Below are 15,739 nucleotides of genomic sequence, written 5' to 3' on the forward strand. Positions count from 1 at the left end.
CTGTCAAAGAATACATTTATTATTATAACAACATTCGTATTCAAACAAAACTAAACAACCAATCACCGATAAACTATCGGCAGTTGGCTGTATAAAGGTGTTTTTGATCCCTGTCTCAAAAACGGGGGTCAGTCCCGAGCAGCTTTTGCTTTATTTTTCAATTCCTTGTTTCACTTCATCAATCATGGCAGACATTGAGACAAGACCGCCACCAGATAAATACCACATGTCTGAGCTTAAATAGATCACGTTGTTGTTTTTAACCGCTTTTACTGACTTCACATAATGATTTTCAACAAGCTGTTTCGCAGACGTTTCTCCACCGATCGCTGCACCTCGGTCAACGACAAATAAGTAATCTGGATTGGTTTTGACCATATATTCATAAGAAATACTTTTGCCATGTCTGTCAGCTGGATCTAGCTTCTGATCTGCCGGTGTGATGCCAAAAACATCATGAATCAATCCGTATCTTGATTGAGGACCAAATGCAGACATTTTACTATCGTTCGCCATGATAATTAAGCCATTTTGCTTCATGTCTTTTGTCTGCTCTTGTAATGATTTTACCTTCTCATCAATAGCCGCTAACTCTTTTTTCACTTCGTCTTCTTTACCAAAAATTTCACCTAACGTGTTGACATTCTTCTTGAACGATTCCATATAGTTTGTATTGTCTACATTCATGATAATCGTTGGGGCGATTTTTTTAAATTCATCGAATGCTTCTGCTTGACGATTCTGAATAATAATCAAATCAGGGTCAATTTCAGCAATTTTCTCAAAATCAGGCTCTTTCAAACCACCAACATTTTGATATTTGTCATCTTCATATTTAGACAAGTAAGCTGGGACTGCTTGTTTTGGCAATGCTGTGACATTCACACCAAGCTTGTCCAATGTATCAAGACTGCCCATGTCGAACACAACGACTTTTTTCGGGTTTTTCTTGATTTCCACGCCCTCTTTATTCAGCATGTCCTTAACAGTGATGGTTTCTTCATTTTTCCCTTCTGTTTTCCCTTGATTTCCGCAAGCAGCGAGTACAACGATCGCTGTCAATAAAGTCATCATCCATATCCATTTTTTCATGTCTGTTCACCTCATCATTTTTTTAAGAAAAATATAAGCAAATACGTTCACCACGAATGACTTCAATTGGTATACGCATGTCATAAATTTGTTCCAGCGCATCTGTTTGGATCACTTCATCTACTCCGCCCTCTTGGACGACGTGCCCATCTTTTAAGGCCACGATATGATCAGAATAGACAGATGCAAAATTAATATCATGGAGAACGACAACAATCGTTTTCCCAAGCTCTTTGACGAGCTGTTGAAACAGCTTCATCATCTCAACCGAATGATTCATGTCCAAATTATTTAAAGGCTCATCTAGGAAAATATAATCCGTATCCTGCGCTAACACCATCGCAATGAATGCTCTTTGTTTTTGCCCACCGCTTAGTTCGTCTACATATTGATCTTGGAGGTCAACGAGCTTCATATATTGAAGTGACACATCAATCATCTTCTGATCTTCACTAGTCAGATGGCCTTGTGAATAAGGAAAGCGGCCAAAGCTCACAAGCTCCCGAACAGTCAGCCTCACACTCATATGATTGGACTGTTTTAAAATACTCATTTTTTTCGCAAGATCTTGCGTGGAATAAGCACTATACGGCTTCTCATCTAAGTAAACTGTGCCTGTGTCTGGTTGAATCAGGCGACTCATGATCGATAAAAGTGTACTTTTACCAGCACCATTTGGACCAATGAGAGAGGTCAGCTGTCCTTTTTTCACATTGACAGATGTGTCGTGAAGCACTGTTTTCCCGTTATATGTCTTACTGACTCCCTTCATCGCGACCATGAACGACTCTCCTTTAAAAGTAAATAAATAAAATACAATCCGCCAACTAAATCAATGATGACACTGAGTGGTGTCTGAAAATGAAAGACCTTTTCAACAAGAAACACACCACCTACTAACGCAATGACACTGATGAAAAAAGATCCGATCAGCAAATACGTGTGCTGATATGTACGAAACAGCTCTCTAGCGACGTTCACAACTAATAAACCAAGAAACGTAATAGGTCCAACAAGTGCTGTCGCAATAGACACAAGCACCGCAATAATCATGAGCATCTTTTTCGTGATCCTGTCATAATCAATCCCTAAGTTAACAGCATGTTCTTTTCCTAAAGACATCACATCTAAAATAGAACGGAATCTCCAAATATAAAGACATAGAACCACAAATAAAATAGAAGAAATGAATAGAATATCTGTGTTCATATGATTAAAGCTAGCAAATGATTTATCCTGTACGACCTGGAATTCATTCGGATCAATCAACATCGACATAAAAGAAGATAAACTCTTAAACAATGTCCCAAAAACAATCCCGACAAGTAGTAGCAAGAATATGTTCTTGTTTTTGCGCTTAAACATCACCGTATACAATAGAACGGAGAAAAACACCATGAGTCCCACACAAACAAAAAAGTTCAGATTTTTATTTGTGATGAACAAATTTGTTGATCCAAAGAGATAAATAATCGCTGTTTGCAAAAACAAGTACAATGCATCTAATCCTAAAATGCTTGGCGTCAATATTCGGTTGTTGGTCAAGGTTTGAAACACAACAGAGGAAAACGCAATCGCGCCTCCTGTCAATGTGATGGCAAGTATCTTCTTCAAACGACTTGGCACTGTGTACTCCCAGTACCCGATTTGATAAGTGAGATAGAGAACAATAACTCCGATCGCCATCAAAGCAATGAGTTGTAGTTTATGTTTCTTATGCATAGCGTTTTCTCCTTAATAGCATGTACAGGAAGATCGCACTTCCGATGATGCCCACCATGAGCCCAACAGAAATTTCGTACGGGTAAATCATGATCCTACCGAGCACATCACAAACGAGGACAAAAATGGCCCCGAGTAAGGCTGTATGCGGTAAGCTCTTTTTCAAATGATCACCGCGGTAGAGCGATACAATATTAGGAATGATTAAACCAAGGAATGGTAGCATCCCGACTGTCAAAATGGTGACAGAAGAGACCATAGACACAATGATTAATCCAACCGCCATCACACGTTTATACGTTAGACCTAAGTTAACGGCAAAGCTCTCTCCCATGCCAGCTACCGTAAATTTGTCGGCATATAAATACGCAATGATCAGGAGTGGAACGCTCACATAGAGCAATTCATAACGTCCCTGAACAATAAGGGAGAAATCTCCTTGAAGCCATGCGGATACGTTTTGGATCAGGTCATATTTATAGGCTATAAACGTGGAAATGGAACTGATAATTCCACCAAACATTAAACCAACTAACGGTACATAAATCGTATCGTTTACCTTAATATGTTGCAAAATCTTTAAGAAAAGGAAATTACCTAGTAAAGTGAACACAAACGCGATCCCCATTTTCATGAGCGGAGTCGCTTGTGCAAAAACGAGCATGGACACTAAAATACCTAACTTTGCCCAATCCATCGTTCCTGCAGTGGTCGGTGATACGAATTTATTTCTCGTTAAGCTCTGCATAATAAAACCGCATATACTAAGGCTCATTCCAGCAAGCACAATGCTTGTCAATCGTGGTATACGACTTGAAAATAAGGTATTCATCTGCAAGTCCGTTAAATGAAACAACTGGAATATGGAAAGGTCCTGTACACCAACAAATAGTGATGCAAATGCCAAACATGCAAACAACAAACTCAATTGATACAACTTCATACAGGTTTCTCACTTTCTATCAAGCTCTACGCTACAAATGATTATCATTATCAGTTAGCTGCAGTTCATATATTATCACATTTAGTGAAATATTCAATAGCAACAAAAGGAAGTTTGTCTGATATAAAAAAACAGCCGATCAAATCAGCTGTTTTCTTCTACGATTTTGAATTGAAATTGCCCTGCAAGCTCTTCTTCTGCTTCTTTAAATAGTTGGTGCAAGCTCTCTGCATAATCTCCTAAGTATTTTTTACTCACTTGAAAATCAACCCATGTCAGTTCAATAGGAAGAGACACTTCTCCTGTCAAACAGTCCCACAGCGCATCAAGGTTTTTCCCATAATGATTAGGCAGATGCAAAGTGTCTATCAATTGATTGTGAAGCGCCTCTTGCGACTGACATGCCGCTCCATTCAGCCGAACTTTTTCCATGTGTATCTTCCCCTCTTTTGTCTTCATTTGAAACGAAAGAAACTAGAACATACTTTTTTCAACAAGCATGGGCCAAAACAGAAAACCTATTTTGCTTGCAATCTTTCATGTAAATCTTCCATAAATGCGGTTGTCTCTTGCAGCCCATCTTGTAAATGGTGTGTAGCTGAAATGAATCGTTTCTCTTGATCTGGCTGTTGCAACAACTTCTCTACCTGATTAACCGCTTTCTCAAAGGAAGCCAGACCTGTCTTTAATTGTTTGTCTGCCTGCTTATACGAAGCTGGTACTTCTTGATGTGCAAGTCCTCTTTGAATGACACGATCAAATGCTTGTGTTTCTTTTTCCAATGCGTCCGTTGTTTGAATCTTTCCGTGTCCATCCGAAATAAATTGTTCTGTCATTTTTTCATAAGCTTCATTTAAATCATCCATATAGCGCTGAACCCACTGTTCATACGCGGTTTCTTTTGTCTCTTGCTTTGAAGGCGACTGACCTGCTTGATTACAGGCTGCTAGTAAAGTGACTGTCACGGTTAGCAACAGCATGAAATGCCATCGTTTGTTCATACACAGCCTCCATTTCTTATTTCCGTTCATATCGGTCAAAAAAAATCATCCTTTACTTCATATAACACTTTGCCAGAAATGATATCTTTTTATTGTAACAGACAGCTTGTGACACTTCTGTTAATTATGAAAAAATGGATAAAAATACATCTAATGGTCCACATTTCCCCTTCCTTTCATTGAGTTCAATCCCGTCCTATGAATAGACGATCGACCCTCCGTATCTGGTTTCACTTCATTAGAAAAAGACCCCTTTCGGCGCCTTTTTTTACTCTTGCATTTTTTTCAATTCATCTAAATAACTGTAAACAGTAACCTTCGATATGCCTAAACGCTCCGCTACTTGATCAACTGAACCTTTCATCAGGAAAATTCCCTTTTCATCCATAAAACGGATGAGATCGATTTTATCTTGTCGTTTCTTTAATGAACCTTTGTGATGAGAAATGATTTGATCAATTAACCGATTCGCAATCTCATCGACACTTTGCATAGAATCTCTGCTTTCAGTTGTCGGTTGATTCGATACTTCTTGAGATGTGCCAGGGATGAGCTGGTCTAATAATTCTTTCACTTGATACACAGCACTCGTATCATAATTGATACATAATGCACCAATGACTTGCTGTTCCTCATCACGAAGCAACGTCGTAGATGCCTTGATCGTTCTCCCATCAGTTGTGCTGACTTCATATCCAGCTAAATAATCATCAGAAAACTCATCAGACAGAAGGACTTGCTTGACTAGATGATCAAAGGATTGACCAACCTTTCTCCCTGTTACATGATCGTTGATGGTAAAAATGACGGAAGATTGAGGCTGAGTCAGATCATGAATCACCACTTCACATGACGGACCAAACATATGTGCAATGGTTTTAGCAATCGGAATATAGTGATGTAGTTGCTTTGTTACGTCTGACATGTTTTTCACTCCAATGTTCCTGATGGATGGACTTTCATTATTGAAGTTTTCCTTTACAGGCAACAGATAGTTCTTCTATCACTTCACCATCTTGAATGAAGTACGCTTTCTCATGAAGATTCATGACTGGACAAATATGATTAGGAATGATTTGAACCTTGTCCCCTATCTGAACACGTTCACGAAATCCTTCATGATAAATAATGGCGTGTTCGTCAAATACATCTGAAACAAATACATCGTCATATTCTTTGATTTTGCCTAATCCCTTTGTCTTCGTCAGCCCTTTTGAACGTGTTTGTGCCGTGATCCCTTTCGCGCCAACATCCGTAATAACCCGTTCCTTTGTAGGTTTGCTGATCACAGTTGTCAAGACGGTTGCTGCACAATGTGAATATGTGCCAATCACATTCGATTGAGAGGCATCCATCAACATATACGTGCCTGGTCTCATTTCAGTCACCCCTTGTGGGATATCGAATTGAAACAAAAATGGTGGGGTCGAACCAATGCTCACAACCTCAAGCGTCATTCCTTCCTCAGCTGCAAGCTGTGCAAATCGGAGCGTTCGATTGACAGCCTCCTCATATAACGCCTGACAATGTGCTTTACTTTCCGCTTGATACGTATGTCCATCGTGAGAAAAAATGCCCTTTAAATGGATAACATCACATGCCTTGATTGCATTGAGGAGTTGGCGGAAATCACTTTCCTCAATCACTCCAGATCTCCCTTCACCCACTTCGATTTCAATTAGAACTTCCGCTTTCTTCTCTGCTCCGCGAAAGACCTCTTCAATTTGTAGAACATGCTCTACACAATCTATTCCGAATGAAATCTGTATCGTTTCTGCTAGTTTTCGAATTCGTTTTAGTTTTTTCTCACCCACAATTTGATTTGCAATAAAGATATCTGTTAATCCATTTTCCGCCATCACTTCGGCTTCGCCTACTTTCGCCACTGTAATGCCAGACGCCCCCAATTCTTCCTGTAACCTTGCAAGCCTTGGTGTCTTATGTGTTTTCGTATGAGGACGAAGCTTTACTTGCTGTCGATCAGCATATTGCTGCATCGCGACTAAATTGTCCATCATGACCTGTTGATCAATTAATAGTGCCGGCGTATCAAGTTCTTGATATGTCATCATCATTTCCCCTTCATTGTCAGATATATATTTTTTTACACGTTATAGTTAAATTATATAATTTTTTATATGCTTATCAATGGTATTTTAAAGGAAAGAACTAATGACAGTGGACTCTCGTTCAACAAAACCAGCGACTGTCTGCCGCTGGTTATTGACTAATATTTATTCCGGAGTTCCCTTAATATAAAATCGTAGACAAGGTTCAGCTGTTGCTCCTTAGGATAAAGCATGAACTCTTGCTTTTTCGGAAGACCTCCATCGAGGCGGTCTTGAAATTTCGTTCGAAGATACGCGGTACGGTGCACCTGACTCTCAAATGATTTGTATGAAACATCAAGCTCGACTGTTTGATCATTGATAAACGTGACAATCGTGTCTCCGAAGGATGATTCCTGGAAGGTATGGATGTATTTGTGGGAAATCCATCCGCACTGAGGGCGGTTGGATGAATATGTTGGGAAGAAATATAGATGATTGGATGAGTCAATCACAATGGGGGGCTTATGAGAGATACCCGTTACTTCGTATGTTCCTGCTTTTCTACCTGCATAGCTTGACCCAAAGAATCGACAGCTACGTTCGATGATTTGCAGCGGTTTTAGCTCAACAAAAAAGCATGTCTCTCTTTCAATTACTTTTGAATATACTCTTTTTCCTTCTTCAATTGGTAGAATAGCCATTGTTGTTTGATTAATGACATATGAATCTAAAGGTGTTCCACTAATTCCTGACACTTCATTTCCTCCTGTGTTAATTTTTGGTTATTTTAGAAGATACTATTAATCTATCACCAATATATAAGAAACGACAGGATTTTTTCATTTTTTATAAAAAATCATCTTTTTATCATATTTTTTAGTCCATTCGAATCATTTAAAAACAATTTTCAGTCAGATCAGATCGTGTCGATTGAAATGAAGTTGTCGATTTTACTCAAAAATAAATTGTCTAAAAATTATAAATTTTTATTGATTTTTTCTCCGGCAATCCATATACTATAAAAAAGGCATCGGGGGGATTCTTTATGAAAGAGAAAAAAACGTATGCTGAGCTCATGAAGTCCCGCAACACCCTTAAAACCGAAGAACACGGCAACACCATTTTAGACATCTATATTCAAATGGTGTTGGATGAGGCGCTTTATAAACAGCGCTTAACCTTCCTAAAAGAAGAGATTGATAAGGCACTGGATCAGCGTGATGAAAAACGATTCCATGACCTATCAGCTCAATATGCAGAACATTGTTTGCTTCATCGTTGATATTACTTGCGGAAAAAAGACAGCTATTCGTCTTTTTCCCGCAAGTTTTTTGTTTATCCATTTAATATCGTTCCACCATTAACATGTAGAATTTGTCCATTCATATAAGACGAATCATCGCTCGCCAAAAATAAGTAGCTCGGTGCAAGCTCTACTGGCTGACCGGGTCTTTCCATTGGAACATTTCCGCCAAATTCAGATACTTCCTTTTCTGTAAAAGTAGATGGAATGAGCGGTGTCCAAATCGGTCCAGGCGCAACCCCGTTCACTCGAATCCCTTGTTTCACCAAAGAAAGAGATAATGATCTCGTAAATGTCACGACCGCTCCTTTTGTCGATGAATAATCAATTAAGGTTTCGTGACCTTTATAGGCGGTGACAGATGTTGTATTAATAATGGTACTCCCTTTCTTGAAATGAGGAAGCACAGCTTTTGTTAAATAAAACATGGCAAAAATATTTGTTTGAAATGTTCGAAGAAGTTGATGTGACGTAATCTGCTCGATGCTTTTTTGCGGGTGCTGTTCACCTGCATTGTTCACCAAGATATCAATCGAACCGAAAGCATCTTTTGTTTTTTTGACGACCTCATGTGAAAAAGCCTCATCTCCTAAGTCACCCGCAATTAAGATGACATGCCCTCCCGCCTTTTCAATATATGCCTTCGTCTCTTCGGCATCACGATGTTCATTCAAGTACACAATCGCCACATTTGCGCCTTCTTTCGCAAATAAGACGGACACGGCTCTCCCAATTCCACTATCTCCCCCCGTTACAATCGCTGTTTTTCCTGCTAATTTTCTCTCTTGCACTTGTCGATCAAAAATCGGTCGAGGTTCCATTTTATATTCAAGACCAGGACGTTCCTGCTGATGCTGAGGCGGTAATGTTTTTTTCGGTTGCTTTGTTGACATCGTTCGTCCACTCCTTCCTTTTATCTCGTTTATTTTTATGTGAAGGTGATGTTTTTATGTATTTCATGTACATTTCCGTTCGGATGTATGATTTTCACGATTGTGGAAAAATTATACACAACAACTCAATGGAGGCGACAATATGGAACAAGAACATAAAGGAAAAGAGCAGGCAACCTCTTTATGGCTAGCACAAAATAAGAAGCATTCTTTTCCACCAGTATCAGAGGATCTTACAGCAGATGTCATCATCGTAGGAGGCGGTATCACTGGTATCGCTACAGCATATGACATGACGGAGCGTGGATACGATGTCATTTTGATTGATGCGGATCACTTGTTGCAAGGCACGACTGGTCATACAACAGCGAAGATCACGTCACAGCACGATGTGTACTACCATGAGCTCATTCAACAAATTGGCATGCCAAAAGCCAGATTGTATGTAGAAGCAAATGAAAAAGCAAGAGAGCTCATCCAAAAACGCATAGAAGAACATCAAATTGATTGTCAGCTAGAGGTAAGGGATGCTTATCTTTATACGAAAGAAGAAAAAGGTGTAAAGAAATTAGAGCAAGAATTAGATGCCTATAAACAGTTAGGGATTGATCGTGATTGGAAGACGGATCTTTCGTTTGATCCTGACATCAAAGCCGCGCTCGTGATGACACAGCAGGCACAATTTCATCCCCTTCAATACTTACATGCACTCGTCGAATTGCTCATCGAACGGGGGGTGCGAATATATGAACAGACGACCGCAGTCGATGTGAAAGAAGGAAACAGACCGGCTGTTATCACCAAAAATGGTCACGATCTAACAGGTCGCTATATCATTTCTTGCACACACTTCCCCTTTTACGATGGGAAAGGCCTTTATTTTACCCGAATTCACCCTGAACAATCATATGTCGTAGCAGCTAAAACAAAAAAGCCACTCCCACGCGGAATGTACTTAGGAATCGACCAGCCTGCACATTCCTTAAGAACTGCTGAAATCAATGGAGAAGAAGTCGTTCTCCTTGGCGGTGAGGGTCATAAAACTGGTCAAGGCGGGGATGAATCGTCTCATTACGCAGCTCTTGAGACGTTTGGCGAAGAAACGCTCGGACTTGAAGACATTTTGTATCGTTGGTCAACACACGATATGGTCACAATGGATCAAATCCCTTATATCGGGCATTTAACCAAACATCATTCAAATCTATTTGTTGCCACCGGATTTAGAAAATGGGGCATGACCACAAGCCATGTCGCAGCAAGTCTGATTGGGGATTTGATTGAGGATAAACCGAATCCATACGCATCTATTTTTACCCCATCCCGCGGCATGTCTGATTCATTCATTAAAGACTTTGTGAAAGAAAACGCCAATGTTGCCGGTCAGCTGATAAGCGGTAAATTCAAACAACCAGATCAAACCATTGATGATTTAAAACCAGGCGAAGGCGGCATTGTGTCGTATGACGATCAGAAGTGCGGTGCCTATAAATCAGAGGATGGCAGTGTCTATCTTGTCGATACAACTTGTACTCACCTAGGATGTGAAGTGGCATGGAACAATAGTGATCGCACATGGGATTGTCCTTGTCACGGCTCACGTTTTTCAATTACTGGTGAAGTGATGGAAGGACCTGCAAAAAAACCACTAAAAAGGTCATATAAAGAACAGTAAAAATTTCACTGTTCCCCCCTAAAAAAAAGTAAAAATGAACCGATAAAAAACATAAAGTCTGATATTTTGTGATGATTACGGGGGGCAATAACATTGTTATTTAAAAAAGAGCCAAAAAAGAAACATGCTGCTTTTTTCAATCAGCAGGATGATGGAACCAAAAGAATCAATGTTTCGGGGAATTCAGATATCACCAAACAGATTCAAATGATTGACTTAACACACCAAGACCTTTTCATTCTAAAACAGTTAAATCCACTTGTTCAGGATGAAATCGAACATATCGTGAATAAATTTTATAAAAACTTAGAAATTGAGTCTTCCTTGATGCATATCATCCAAGATAACAGTTCAGTTGACCGTTTAAAAAAGACGCTTCGCATTCATATTAGTGAAATGTTTGCAGGAGTGATTGACGAAGCCTATATTGCAAAACGAATCAAAATTGCACAAGTTCATTTACGCATTGGGCTTCAGCCAAAATGGTATATGGCTGCCTTCCAAGACCTTTTAATATCCATTATGGATTTATTCGCCAATCATATAGAAGATTTCAAAGAATATCAGGGTGCGATCAAAGCGACGACAAAGATTTTAAATTTGGAGCAACAGCTTGTTCTAGATACCTTCCAAAACGAGTATTCGAAAATTCGTGATGAAGCAGAAGTACAACAACAGGAGCTTCACACAAAAATCACTGAGACCTCTCACTCACTTGCTTCTCTGTTCTCACACACAACAAGTGCAGTGGACAAGCTCGTTTCTAAATCTGATGAAATGGCTGACATGTCTCAAGCAGGTACGAAGATCTCTGCACAGGTGGAAGAAAAATCAATTGGCGGTAAAAAAGAATTAGAAATTCAACAAACACAAATGAATCAGATCGATGGCAGTATGACAGAGATTGAAACAGAAATGAAACGTTTAGAAGAAATCGCCAAACAGATTGAACAGATTTTCGGGATTGTCACAGGCATTGCAGAACAAACAAACTTGCTATCGTTGAATGCCTCGATTGAATCTGCACGAGCAGGTGAACATGGAAAAGGCTTTGCCGTCGTTGCAAACGAAGTTCGTAAATTATCAGAAGACACGAAGAAAACGGTTTCTACTGTGTCAGAGCTTGTGAATAACACGAATTCGCAAATTTCTATTGTGTCACAGCATATTGCACATGTAAATTTACTTGTGACAGACAGTAAAGAAAAAATGACTCAAATCAATTCACTCTTTGATGATATTGTGAGCAGCATGAATGTAAGTAAAAATCAAAATGGAAAAATCGAATTAGATCTTCAAACGTTCTTAAACGAATTAAAAGAAGTGAAGCAAACCGTTTCCCAAGTGGCAGGTTCTGTCGAATCATTAACTAGTCTGACAAATCATTAATCCAGTCATTCCTTTTCCGATTTAGTATAATAGGAAAAAAAGAGAGAAAAGGCGGGATAATGATTGACAACCATTTGTCTAGTCAGACACGGGGAAACCGACTGGAATGCAGCGAAACGAATTCAAGGAAGAACGGATATCCCTTTAAATGAAACCGGAAGATGGCAAGCTGAACAAACTGGACGCTATCTAAAGGATTTTCATTGGGATGTGATCATTTCCAGCCCATTATCAAGGGCAAAAGAAACAGCCCAATTGATTCAACAACATGTTCAGGCACCACTATTGATCATGGACGATTTCATTGAGCGTGACTACGGAGATGCTGAAGGCATGTCGTTTGAAGAACGTCAGAAACGGTTTCCAGATAAACAATACCCAAACATGGAACCACTAACTGACATGCAAAACCGAATGCTAGAAGGCATTCAAACATTACATGCTTCTTACCCAAATCAGAAAATATTGATTGTGGCTCATGGGGCTGCCATTCATGCACTGCTTAGCGCTATTGCCGACGAACATGTAGGTCTTCGAGAGACAAAACTTGAGAATGCCTGCTTAAACCATATCGAATGGTTAGATGGTAAATGGGAGCTCCGTGAGTTCAACGTGGTCAGTCATTTCACTCAAACTTCACCTTCTTAACAAAAAGAACCTGTCTCAGAACAGGTTCTTTTTTGATGTCAGAAACGTTTATGAAATAATGTTTTTTTATATCGAAATTTGAGATAGAAGATAGACTTATATACCCATTTTAGAGCATATTGAATTTCAATAGTTTGTCACAAAATCAGCCATAAGAAAAAAGGCACTCTTCTTATTTAACAGAAAATCACCTATTTTCACAAATAAACATATTTTAACATCTTTACCAAGTGACTTAATTCCTTAATTTCCGCTAGGACTTTCATGAATTTTTAGGCCTATTCTTATTTGCCCAATTCCCTTAGACTGAAAATACAGAATAATCAAACGCATCAATCATATAGACTAGCGATGATTATTCTGAAATAAGAAAAAGGGATGTGTAGAGTGCGTGAAAAAGAAAAATGTGATGACAAGTGTTTTATTGGCTGTCCCCCTTCTCTTCTCTGCTGGATTTGGTGGCTCAATGGCAAATGCTGAGACCATCTCAAAGACAGAGAGCGAAAAAAGTTTCATCGTTGGCTTCAAAGCTTCTGCCACCACAAACAGCGCCAAAAAACAGGCTGTGACTCAGAATGGTGGAAAAGTAGAAAAGCAATATCGACTCATCAATGCAGCACAAGTAAAAATGTCTGAACAAGCCGCTAAAAAACTCGAAAACGACCCTAGCATTGCTTATGTAGAAGAAGACCACAAAGCAGAAGCATATGCACAAACCGTTCCTTATGGTATCCCTCAAATCAAAGCTCCAGCAGTACACGCACAAGGCTATAAAGGTGCTAATGTCAAAGTAGCAGTCCTTGATACTGGAATCCACGCTGCACACCCTGACTTAAATGTTGCCGGCGGTGCCAGCTTCGTCCCTTCAGAACCAAATGCCACTCAAGATTTTCAATCACACGGAACTCACGTAGCAGGTACCATTGCAGCCCTTGATAACTCCATTGGTGTTCTAGGTGTCGCACCAAATGCCTCCTTATTTGCCGTCAAAGTGCTAGATCGTAATGGTGATGGTCAATATAGCTGGATTATTAGCGGGATTGAATGGGCTGTAGCCAATAACATGGATGTCATCAATATGAGTTTAGGTGGGGCAACTGGTTCAACTGCACTTAAAAATGCGGTTGACACAGCCAACAATCGCGGAGTCGTTGTTGTTGCCGCTGCAGGTAATTCAGGTTCTAATGGTTCGACAAGCACTGTCGGCTACCCAGCAAAATATGACTCTACCATTGCGGTTGCTAATGTGAACAGCAACAATGTGAGAAATACATCTTCTAGCGCAGGACCAGAATTAAATGTTTCAGCACCAGGTACATCCATCTTAAGTACAGTACCAAGCAGTGGGTATACATCTTATACAGGTACCTCCATGGCATCTCCTCATGTAGCAGGCGCTGCAGCGCTTATTCTTTCTAAGTATCCAAATCTATCTCCTACACAAGTTCGTCAGCGTTTAGAAAATACGGCGACACCGATTGGTACGTCATTCTACTATGGAAAAGGATTAATTAACGCTCAAGCAGCAACTAATTAAATGAAGATGCAAAAAATCCGGCTTATCGCGCCGGATTTTTTGTTTGCTGTTCCTCTTTTTCTGCATACTTTTCCATCTCAATGATTCTCTCCATCATCGTTGGATGCCCGTACCGGAATATTTTGACTAAAAGCGGGGGATGAACTTGAGACAATCCTGACTTTGCAAGTTTTTGAAAAGATGTAACCCCCGCCTCCCCATCCTTTGTGAGATTCAAAGCATACGCGTCAGCGGCTTTTTCTTGATGCCTTGAAACGGCATTTGTAAATGGAGATGCGACAAAAGAAAGCATCGACACAATGATCAAAAGAAGTGGTAGAGCAGCGATATCAGAAGATGTCTTCAGCCGAAAAACAGATCTTCCTCTTTGGTAAAGATAAAAATAAAGACGATGCACTGCATAAAAGCCGGCCAATGACAGCAGTAAATATCCTGCTAAACCGATATAGACATGCTTCATGACATAGTGACCCATTTCATGCGCCATGATAAATAAAATTTCTCGATCTTTTAATTTTTGTAACGTTGTATCCCATAGTACTATACGCTTATTGGCACCAATCCCAGTGACATACGCATTCATTGTGTTTGTTTTCTCAGACATATTCACTTCATATACATGATCTGAAGGAATTTTTGCTTCTTCTGCAAGTGTTAGTATTTTTTCCTCAAGCGCTTTATTCTTTAATGGATAAAAGTCATTGTACAGTGGATCGATGATGACTGGTTGTAAGAAAAAAAGGAATAGAGTAACCGGAATGGTCAAAAACCAGGCATACAGCCACCATAGCTTTCTTCTTTTTTGAATGAGATAAAAAAAGACGATGGCACATACCGCAAGAATCGGATATTGTATCCAAAAATCAAGTGTTTGATCTTTTAACCAGCTTGACGTACTTTGTGCAGAAACCCCGTAATGCAGGGAAAGTTGATAACCAATCCACTTGATTGGTAATGAAATGAGCATGGTGAGAAGCGATAACACAAACACATACACCAGTTTGCACAATATTTGAAAACGAGCGGCAGTCAGACTCCAGTCAGCTATTTTTCTAGAAAATCCTGAGATAAGCAGAAGAAAAAAGACATACCAATCTAACGGTATCGTCATAAAATACAGCAAATGACGCATGCTAGAGTATTGTTCACTGATCACAAGCTCACGGCTTGTCATAAATGTATGCGGATCGGCACTCGTCCCTTTCACACTTTCAGGTACCGATGAATCCCCTATCAAAAACAAATATGTATATATAAAAAGGCCATACAACACATAGGCTAATGTTGCAAGAGCTACCCATTTACGTACTCGCATCTGTCTTCCTCCTTTCCCTCTCTCTATTCTAATCACGTACATTTTTGTTTAGAACCTGTCTCATGTGGCTCCATCATAGCATGCCCTAACTGAAAATGCTTACGTGAAAAAAATGATTATGCTCCTTAAAATCGGAGAAGATAAGCGTAAAACTGTGAGATGGGGAATCA

At 39.6% G+C, this 15,739-nt stretch carries 16 protein-coding genes and 1 pseudogene; 6 read left to right on the forward strand and 11 right to left on the reverse strand.

Features of this window, described 5'->3' with window-relative positions; translation table 11 throughout:
• Positions 1–95 (forward strand): IS3 family transposase (locus tag AB1K80_RS05700; RefSeq protein ID WP_211062817.1); only part of this gene is annotated, 95 nt, incomplete at its 5' end.
• A 55-nt stretch (positions 96–150) separates the two neighbouring features.
• Here the strand turns inward: AB1K80_RS05700 and AB1K80_RS05705 are convergent.
• The 9 genes from AB1K80_RS05705 to AB1K80_RS05745 form a co-directional block, all read right to left on the reverse strand.
• Positions 151–1,092, reverse strand: coding sequence for a siderophore ABC transporter substrate-binding protein (locus tag AB1K80_RS05705; protein WP_412855661.1), 942 nt, complete (start codon positions 1,090–1,092; stop codon positions 151–153).
• A gap of 22 nt (positions 1,093–1,114) precedes the next feature.
• A complete protein-coding gene (locus AB1K80_RS05710) occupies positions 1,115–1,873 on the reverse strand; it encodes an ABC transporter ATP-binding protein (RefSeq protein ID WP_412855662.1) in 759 nt (252 codons plus the stop codon).
• Entirely contained in the window at positions 1,861–2,814 is a 954-nt protein-coding gene (locus tag AB1K80_RS05715) for an iron chelate uptake ABC transporter family permease subunit (RefSeq protein ID WP_412855664.1), read from the reverse strand. The genes AB1K80_RS05710 and AB1K80_RS05715 overlap by 13 nt, the downstream gene beginning before the upstream one ends.
• A complete protein-coding gene (locus AB1K80_RS05720; protein ID WP_412855665.1) occupies positions 2,807–3,757 on the reverse strand; it encodes an ABC transporter permease in 951 nt (316 codons plus the stop codon). Before AB1K80_RS05720 ends, AB1K80_RS05715 begins: the two co-directional genes overlap by 8 nt.
• 144 nt (positions 3,758–3,901) lie before the next feature.
• Positions 3,902–4,189, reverse strand: a complete 288-nt coding sequence (locus AB1K80_RS05725) for a barstar family protein (RefSeq protein ID WP_412855666.1) — start codon at positions 4,187–4,189, stop codon at positions 3,902–3,904.
• Between the two features lie 86 nt (positions 4,190–4,275).
• Complete coding sequence (locus tag AB1K80_RS05730) at positions 4,276–4,758, reverse strand: hypothetical protein (protein ID WP_412855667.1); 483 nt, start codon at positions 4,756–4,758, stop codon at positions 4,276–4,278.
• A gap of 268 nt (positions 4,759–5,026) precedes the next feature.
• Positions 5,027–5,683: a transcriptional regulator gene (locus AB1K80_RS05735; RefSeq protein WP_412855668.1), complete on the reverse strand. Its 657-nt coding sequence runs from the start codon at positions 5,681–5,683 to the stop codon at positions 5,027–5,029.
• 37 nt (positions 5,684–5,720) lie between these two features.
• Positions 5,721–6,827: a D-TA family PLP-dependent enzyme gene (locus tag AB1K80_RS05740; RefSeq protein ID WP_412855669.1), complete on the reverse strand. Its 1,107-nt coding sequence runs from the start codon at positions 6,825–6,827 to the stop codon at positions 5,721–5,723.
• 158 nt (positions 6,828–6,985) lie between these two features.
• Positions 6,986–7,564, reverse strand: coding sequence for a competence protein ComK (locus AB1K80_RS05745; protein ID WP_412855670.1), 579 nt, complete (start codon positions 7,562–7,564; stop codon positions 6,986–6,988).
• A 290-nt stretch (positions 7,565–7,854) separates the two neighbouring features.
• Here AB1K80_RS05745 and AB1K80_RS05750 point away from each other — a divergent pair, with 290 nt between their 5' ends.
• Positions 7,855–8,091: an IDEAL domain-containing protein gene (locus AB1K80_RS05750; protein WP_412855671.1), complete on the forward strand. Its 237-nt coding sequence runs from the start codon at positions 7,855–7,857 to the stop codon at positions 8,089–8,091.
• Positions 8,092–8,144: 53 nt separating this feature from the next.
• On the opposite strand, the gene AB1K80_RS05755 is transcribed toward AB1K80_RS05750, so the two are convergent.
• Entirely contained in the window at positions 8,145–9,005 is an 861-nt protein-coding gene (locus tag AB1K80_RS05755; RefSeq protein ID WP_412855672.1) for an SDR family oxidoreductase, read from the reverse strand.
• A gap of 142 nt (positions 9,006–9,147) precedes the next feature.
• On the opposite strand from AB1K80_RS05755, the gene AB1K80_RS05760 reads away from it, so the two are divergent.
• From AB1K80_RS05760 to AB1K80_RS05775, 4 genes and pseudogenes are all read left to right on the forward strand, one after another.
• Entirely contained in the window at positions 9,148–10,680 is a 1,533-nt protein-coding gene (locus tag AB1K80_RS05760) for an FAD-dependent oxidoreductase (protein WP_412855673.1), read from the forward strand.
• Between the two features lie 81 nt (positions 10,681–10,761).
• Positions 10,762–12,069, forward strand: a pseudogene (locus tag AB1K80_RS05765) (globin-coupled sensor protein); the annotation flags it as partial.
• 63 nt (positions 12,070–12,132) lie between these two features.
• Complete coding sequence (locus AB1K80_RS05770) at positions 12,133–12,717, forward strand: histidine phosphatase family protein (RefSeq protein ID WP_412855674.1); 585 nt, start codon at positions 12,133–12,135, stop codon at positions 12,715–12,717.
• A gap of 391 nt (positions 12,718–13,108) precedes the next feature.
• Positions 13,109–14,254, forward strand: coding sequence for a serine alkaline protease SapB (locus AB1K80_RS05775; protein ID WP_412855675.1), 1,146 nt, complete (start codon positions 13,109–13,111; stop codon positions 14,252–14,254).
• A 22-nt stretch (positions 14,255–14,276) separates the two neighbouring features.
• On the opposite strand, the gene AB1K80_RS05780 is transcribed toward AB1K80_RS05775, so the two are convergent.
• On the reverse strand, positions 14,277–15,569 hold the full coding sequence (locus AB1K80_RS05780; RefSeq protein ID WP_412855676.1) for a M48 family metallopeptidase: 1,293 nt from the start codon (positions 15,567–15,569) through the stop codon (positions 14,277–14,279).
• Positions 15,570–15,739 lie beyond the last annotated feature (170 nt).

Origin of the sequence: Bacillus sp. 179-C3.3 HS (assembly GCF_047229225.1) — a bacterium.
Classification (GTDB): domain Bacteria; phylum Bacillota; class Bacilli; order Bacillales; family Bacillaceae; genus Bacillus.

Excerpts from the sequence above, each read along its gene's own strand:
- AB1K80_RS05705 (WP_412855661.1), bottom strand. The coding sequence starts at position 1,092 with ATGAAAAAATGGATATGGATGATGACTTTATTGACAGCGATCGTTGTA.
- AB1K80_RS05710 (WP_412855662.1), bottom strand. The coding sequence starts at position 1,873 with ATGGTCGCGATGAAGGGAGTCAGTAAGACATATAACGGGAAAACAGTG.
- AB1K80_RS05715 (WP_412855664.1), bottom strand. The coding sequence starts at position 2,814 with ATGCATAAGAAACATAAACTACAACTCATTGCTTTGATGGCGATCGGA.
- AB1K80_RS05720 (WP_412855665.1), bottom strand. The coding sequence starts at position 3,757 with ATGAAGTTGTATCAATTGAGTTTGTTGTTTGCATGTTTGGCATTTGCA.
- AB1K80_RS05725 (WP_412855666.1), bottom strand. The coding sequence starts at position 4,189 with ATGGAAAAAGTTCGGCTGAATGGAGCGGCATGTCAGTCGCAAGAGGCG.
- AB1K80_RS05730 (WP_412855667.1), bottom strand. The coding sequence starts at position 4,758 with ATGAACAAACGATGGCATTTCATGCTGTTGCTAACCGTGACAGTCACT.
- AB1K80_RS05735 (WP_412855668.1), bottom strand. The coding sequence starts at position 5,683 with ATGTCAGACGTAACAAAGCAACTACATCACTATATTCCGATTGCTAAA.
- AB1K80_RS05740 (WP_412855669.1), bottom strand. The coding sequence starts at position 6,827 with ATGACATATCAAGAACTTGATACGCCGGCACTATTAATTGATCAACAG.
- AB1K80_RS05750 (WP_412855671.1), top strand. The coding sequence starts at position 7,855 with ATGAAAGAGAAAAAAACGTATGCTGAGCTCATGAAGTCCCGCAACACC.
- AB1K80_RS05755 (WP_412855672.1), bottom strand. The coding sequence starts at position 9,005 with ATGTCAACAAAGCAACCGAAAAAAACATTACCGCCTCAGCATCAGCAG.
- AB1K80_RS05760 (WP_412855673.1), top strand. The coding sequence starts at position 9,148 with ATGGAACAAGAACATAAAGGAAAAGAGCAGGCAACCTCTTTATGGCTA.
- AB1K80_RS05780 (WP_412855676.1), bottom strand. The coding sequence starts at position 15,569 with ATGCGAGTACGTAAATGGGTAGCTCTTGCAACATTAGCCTATGTGTTG.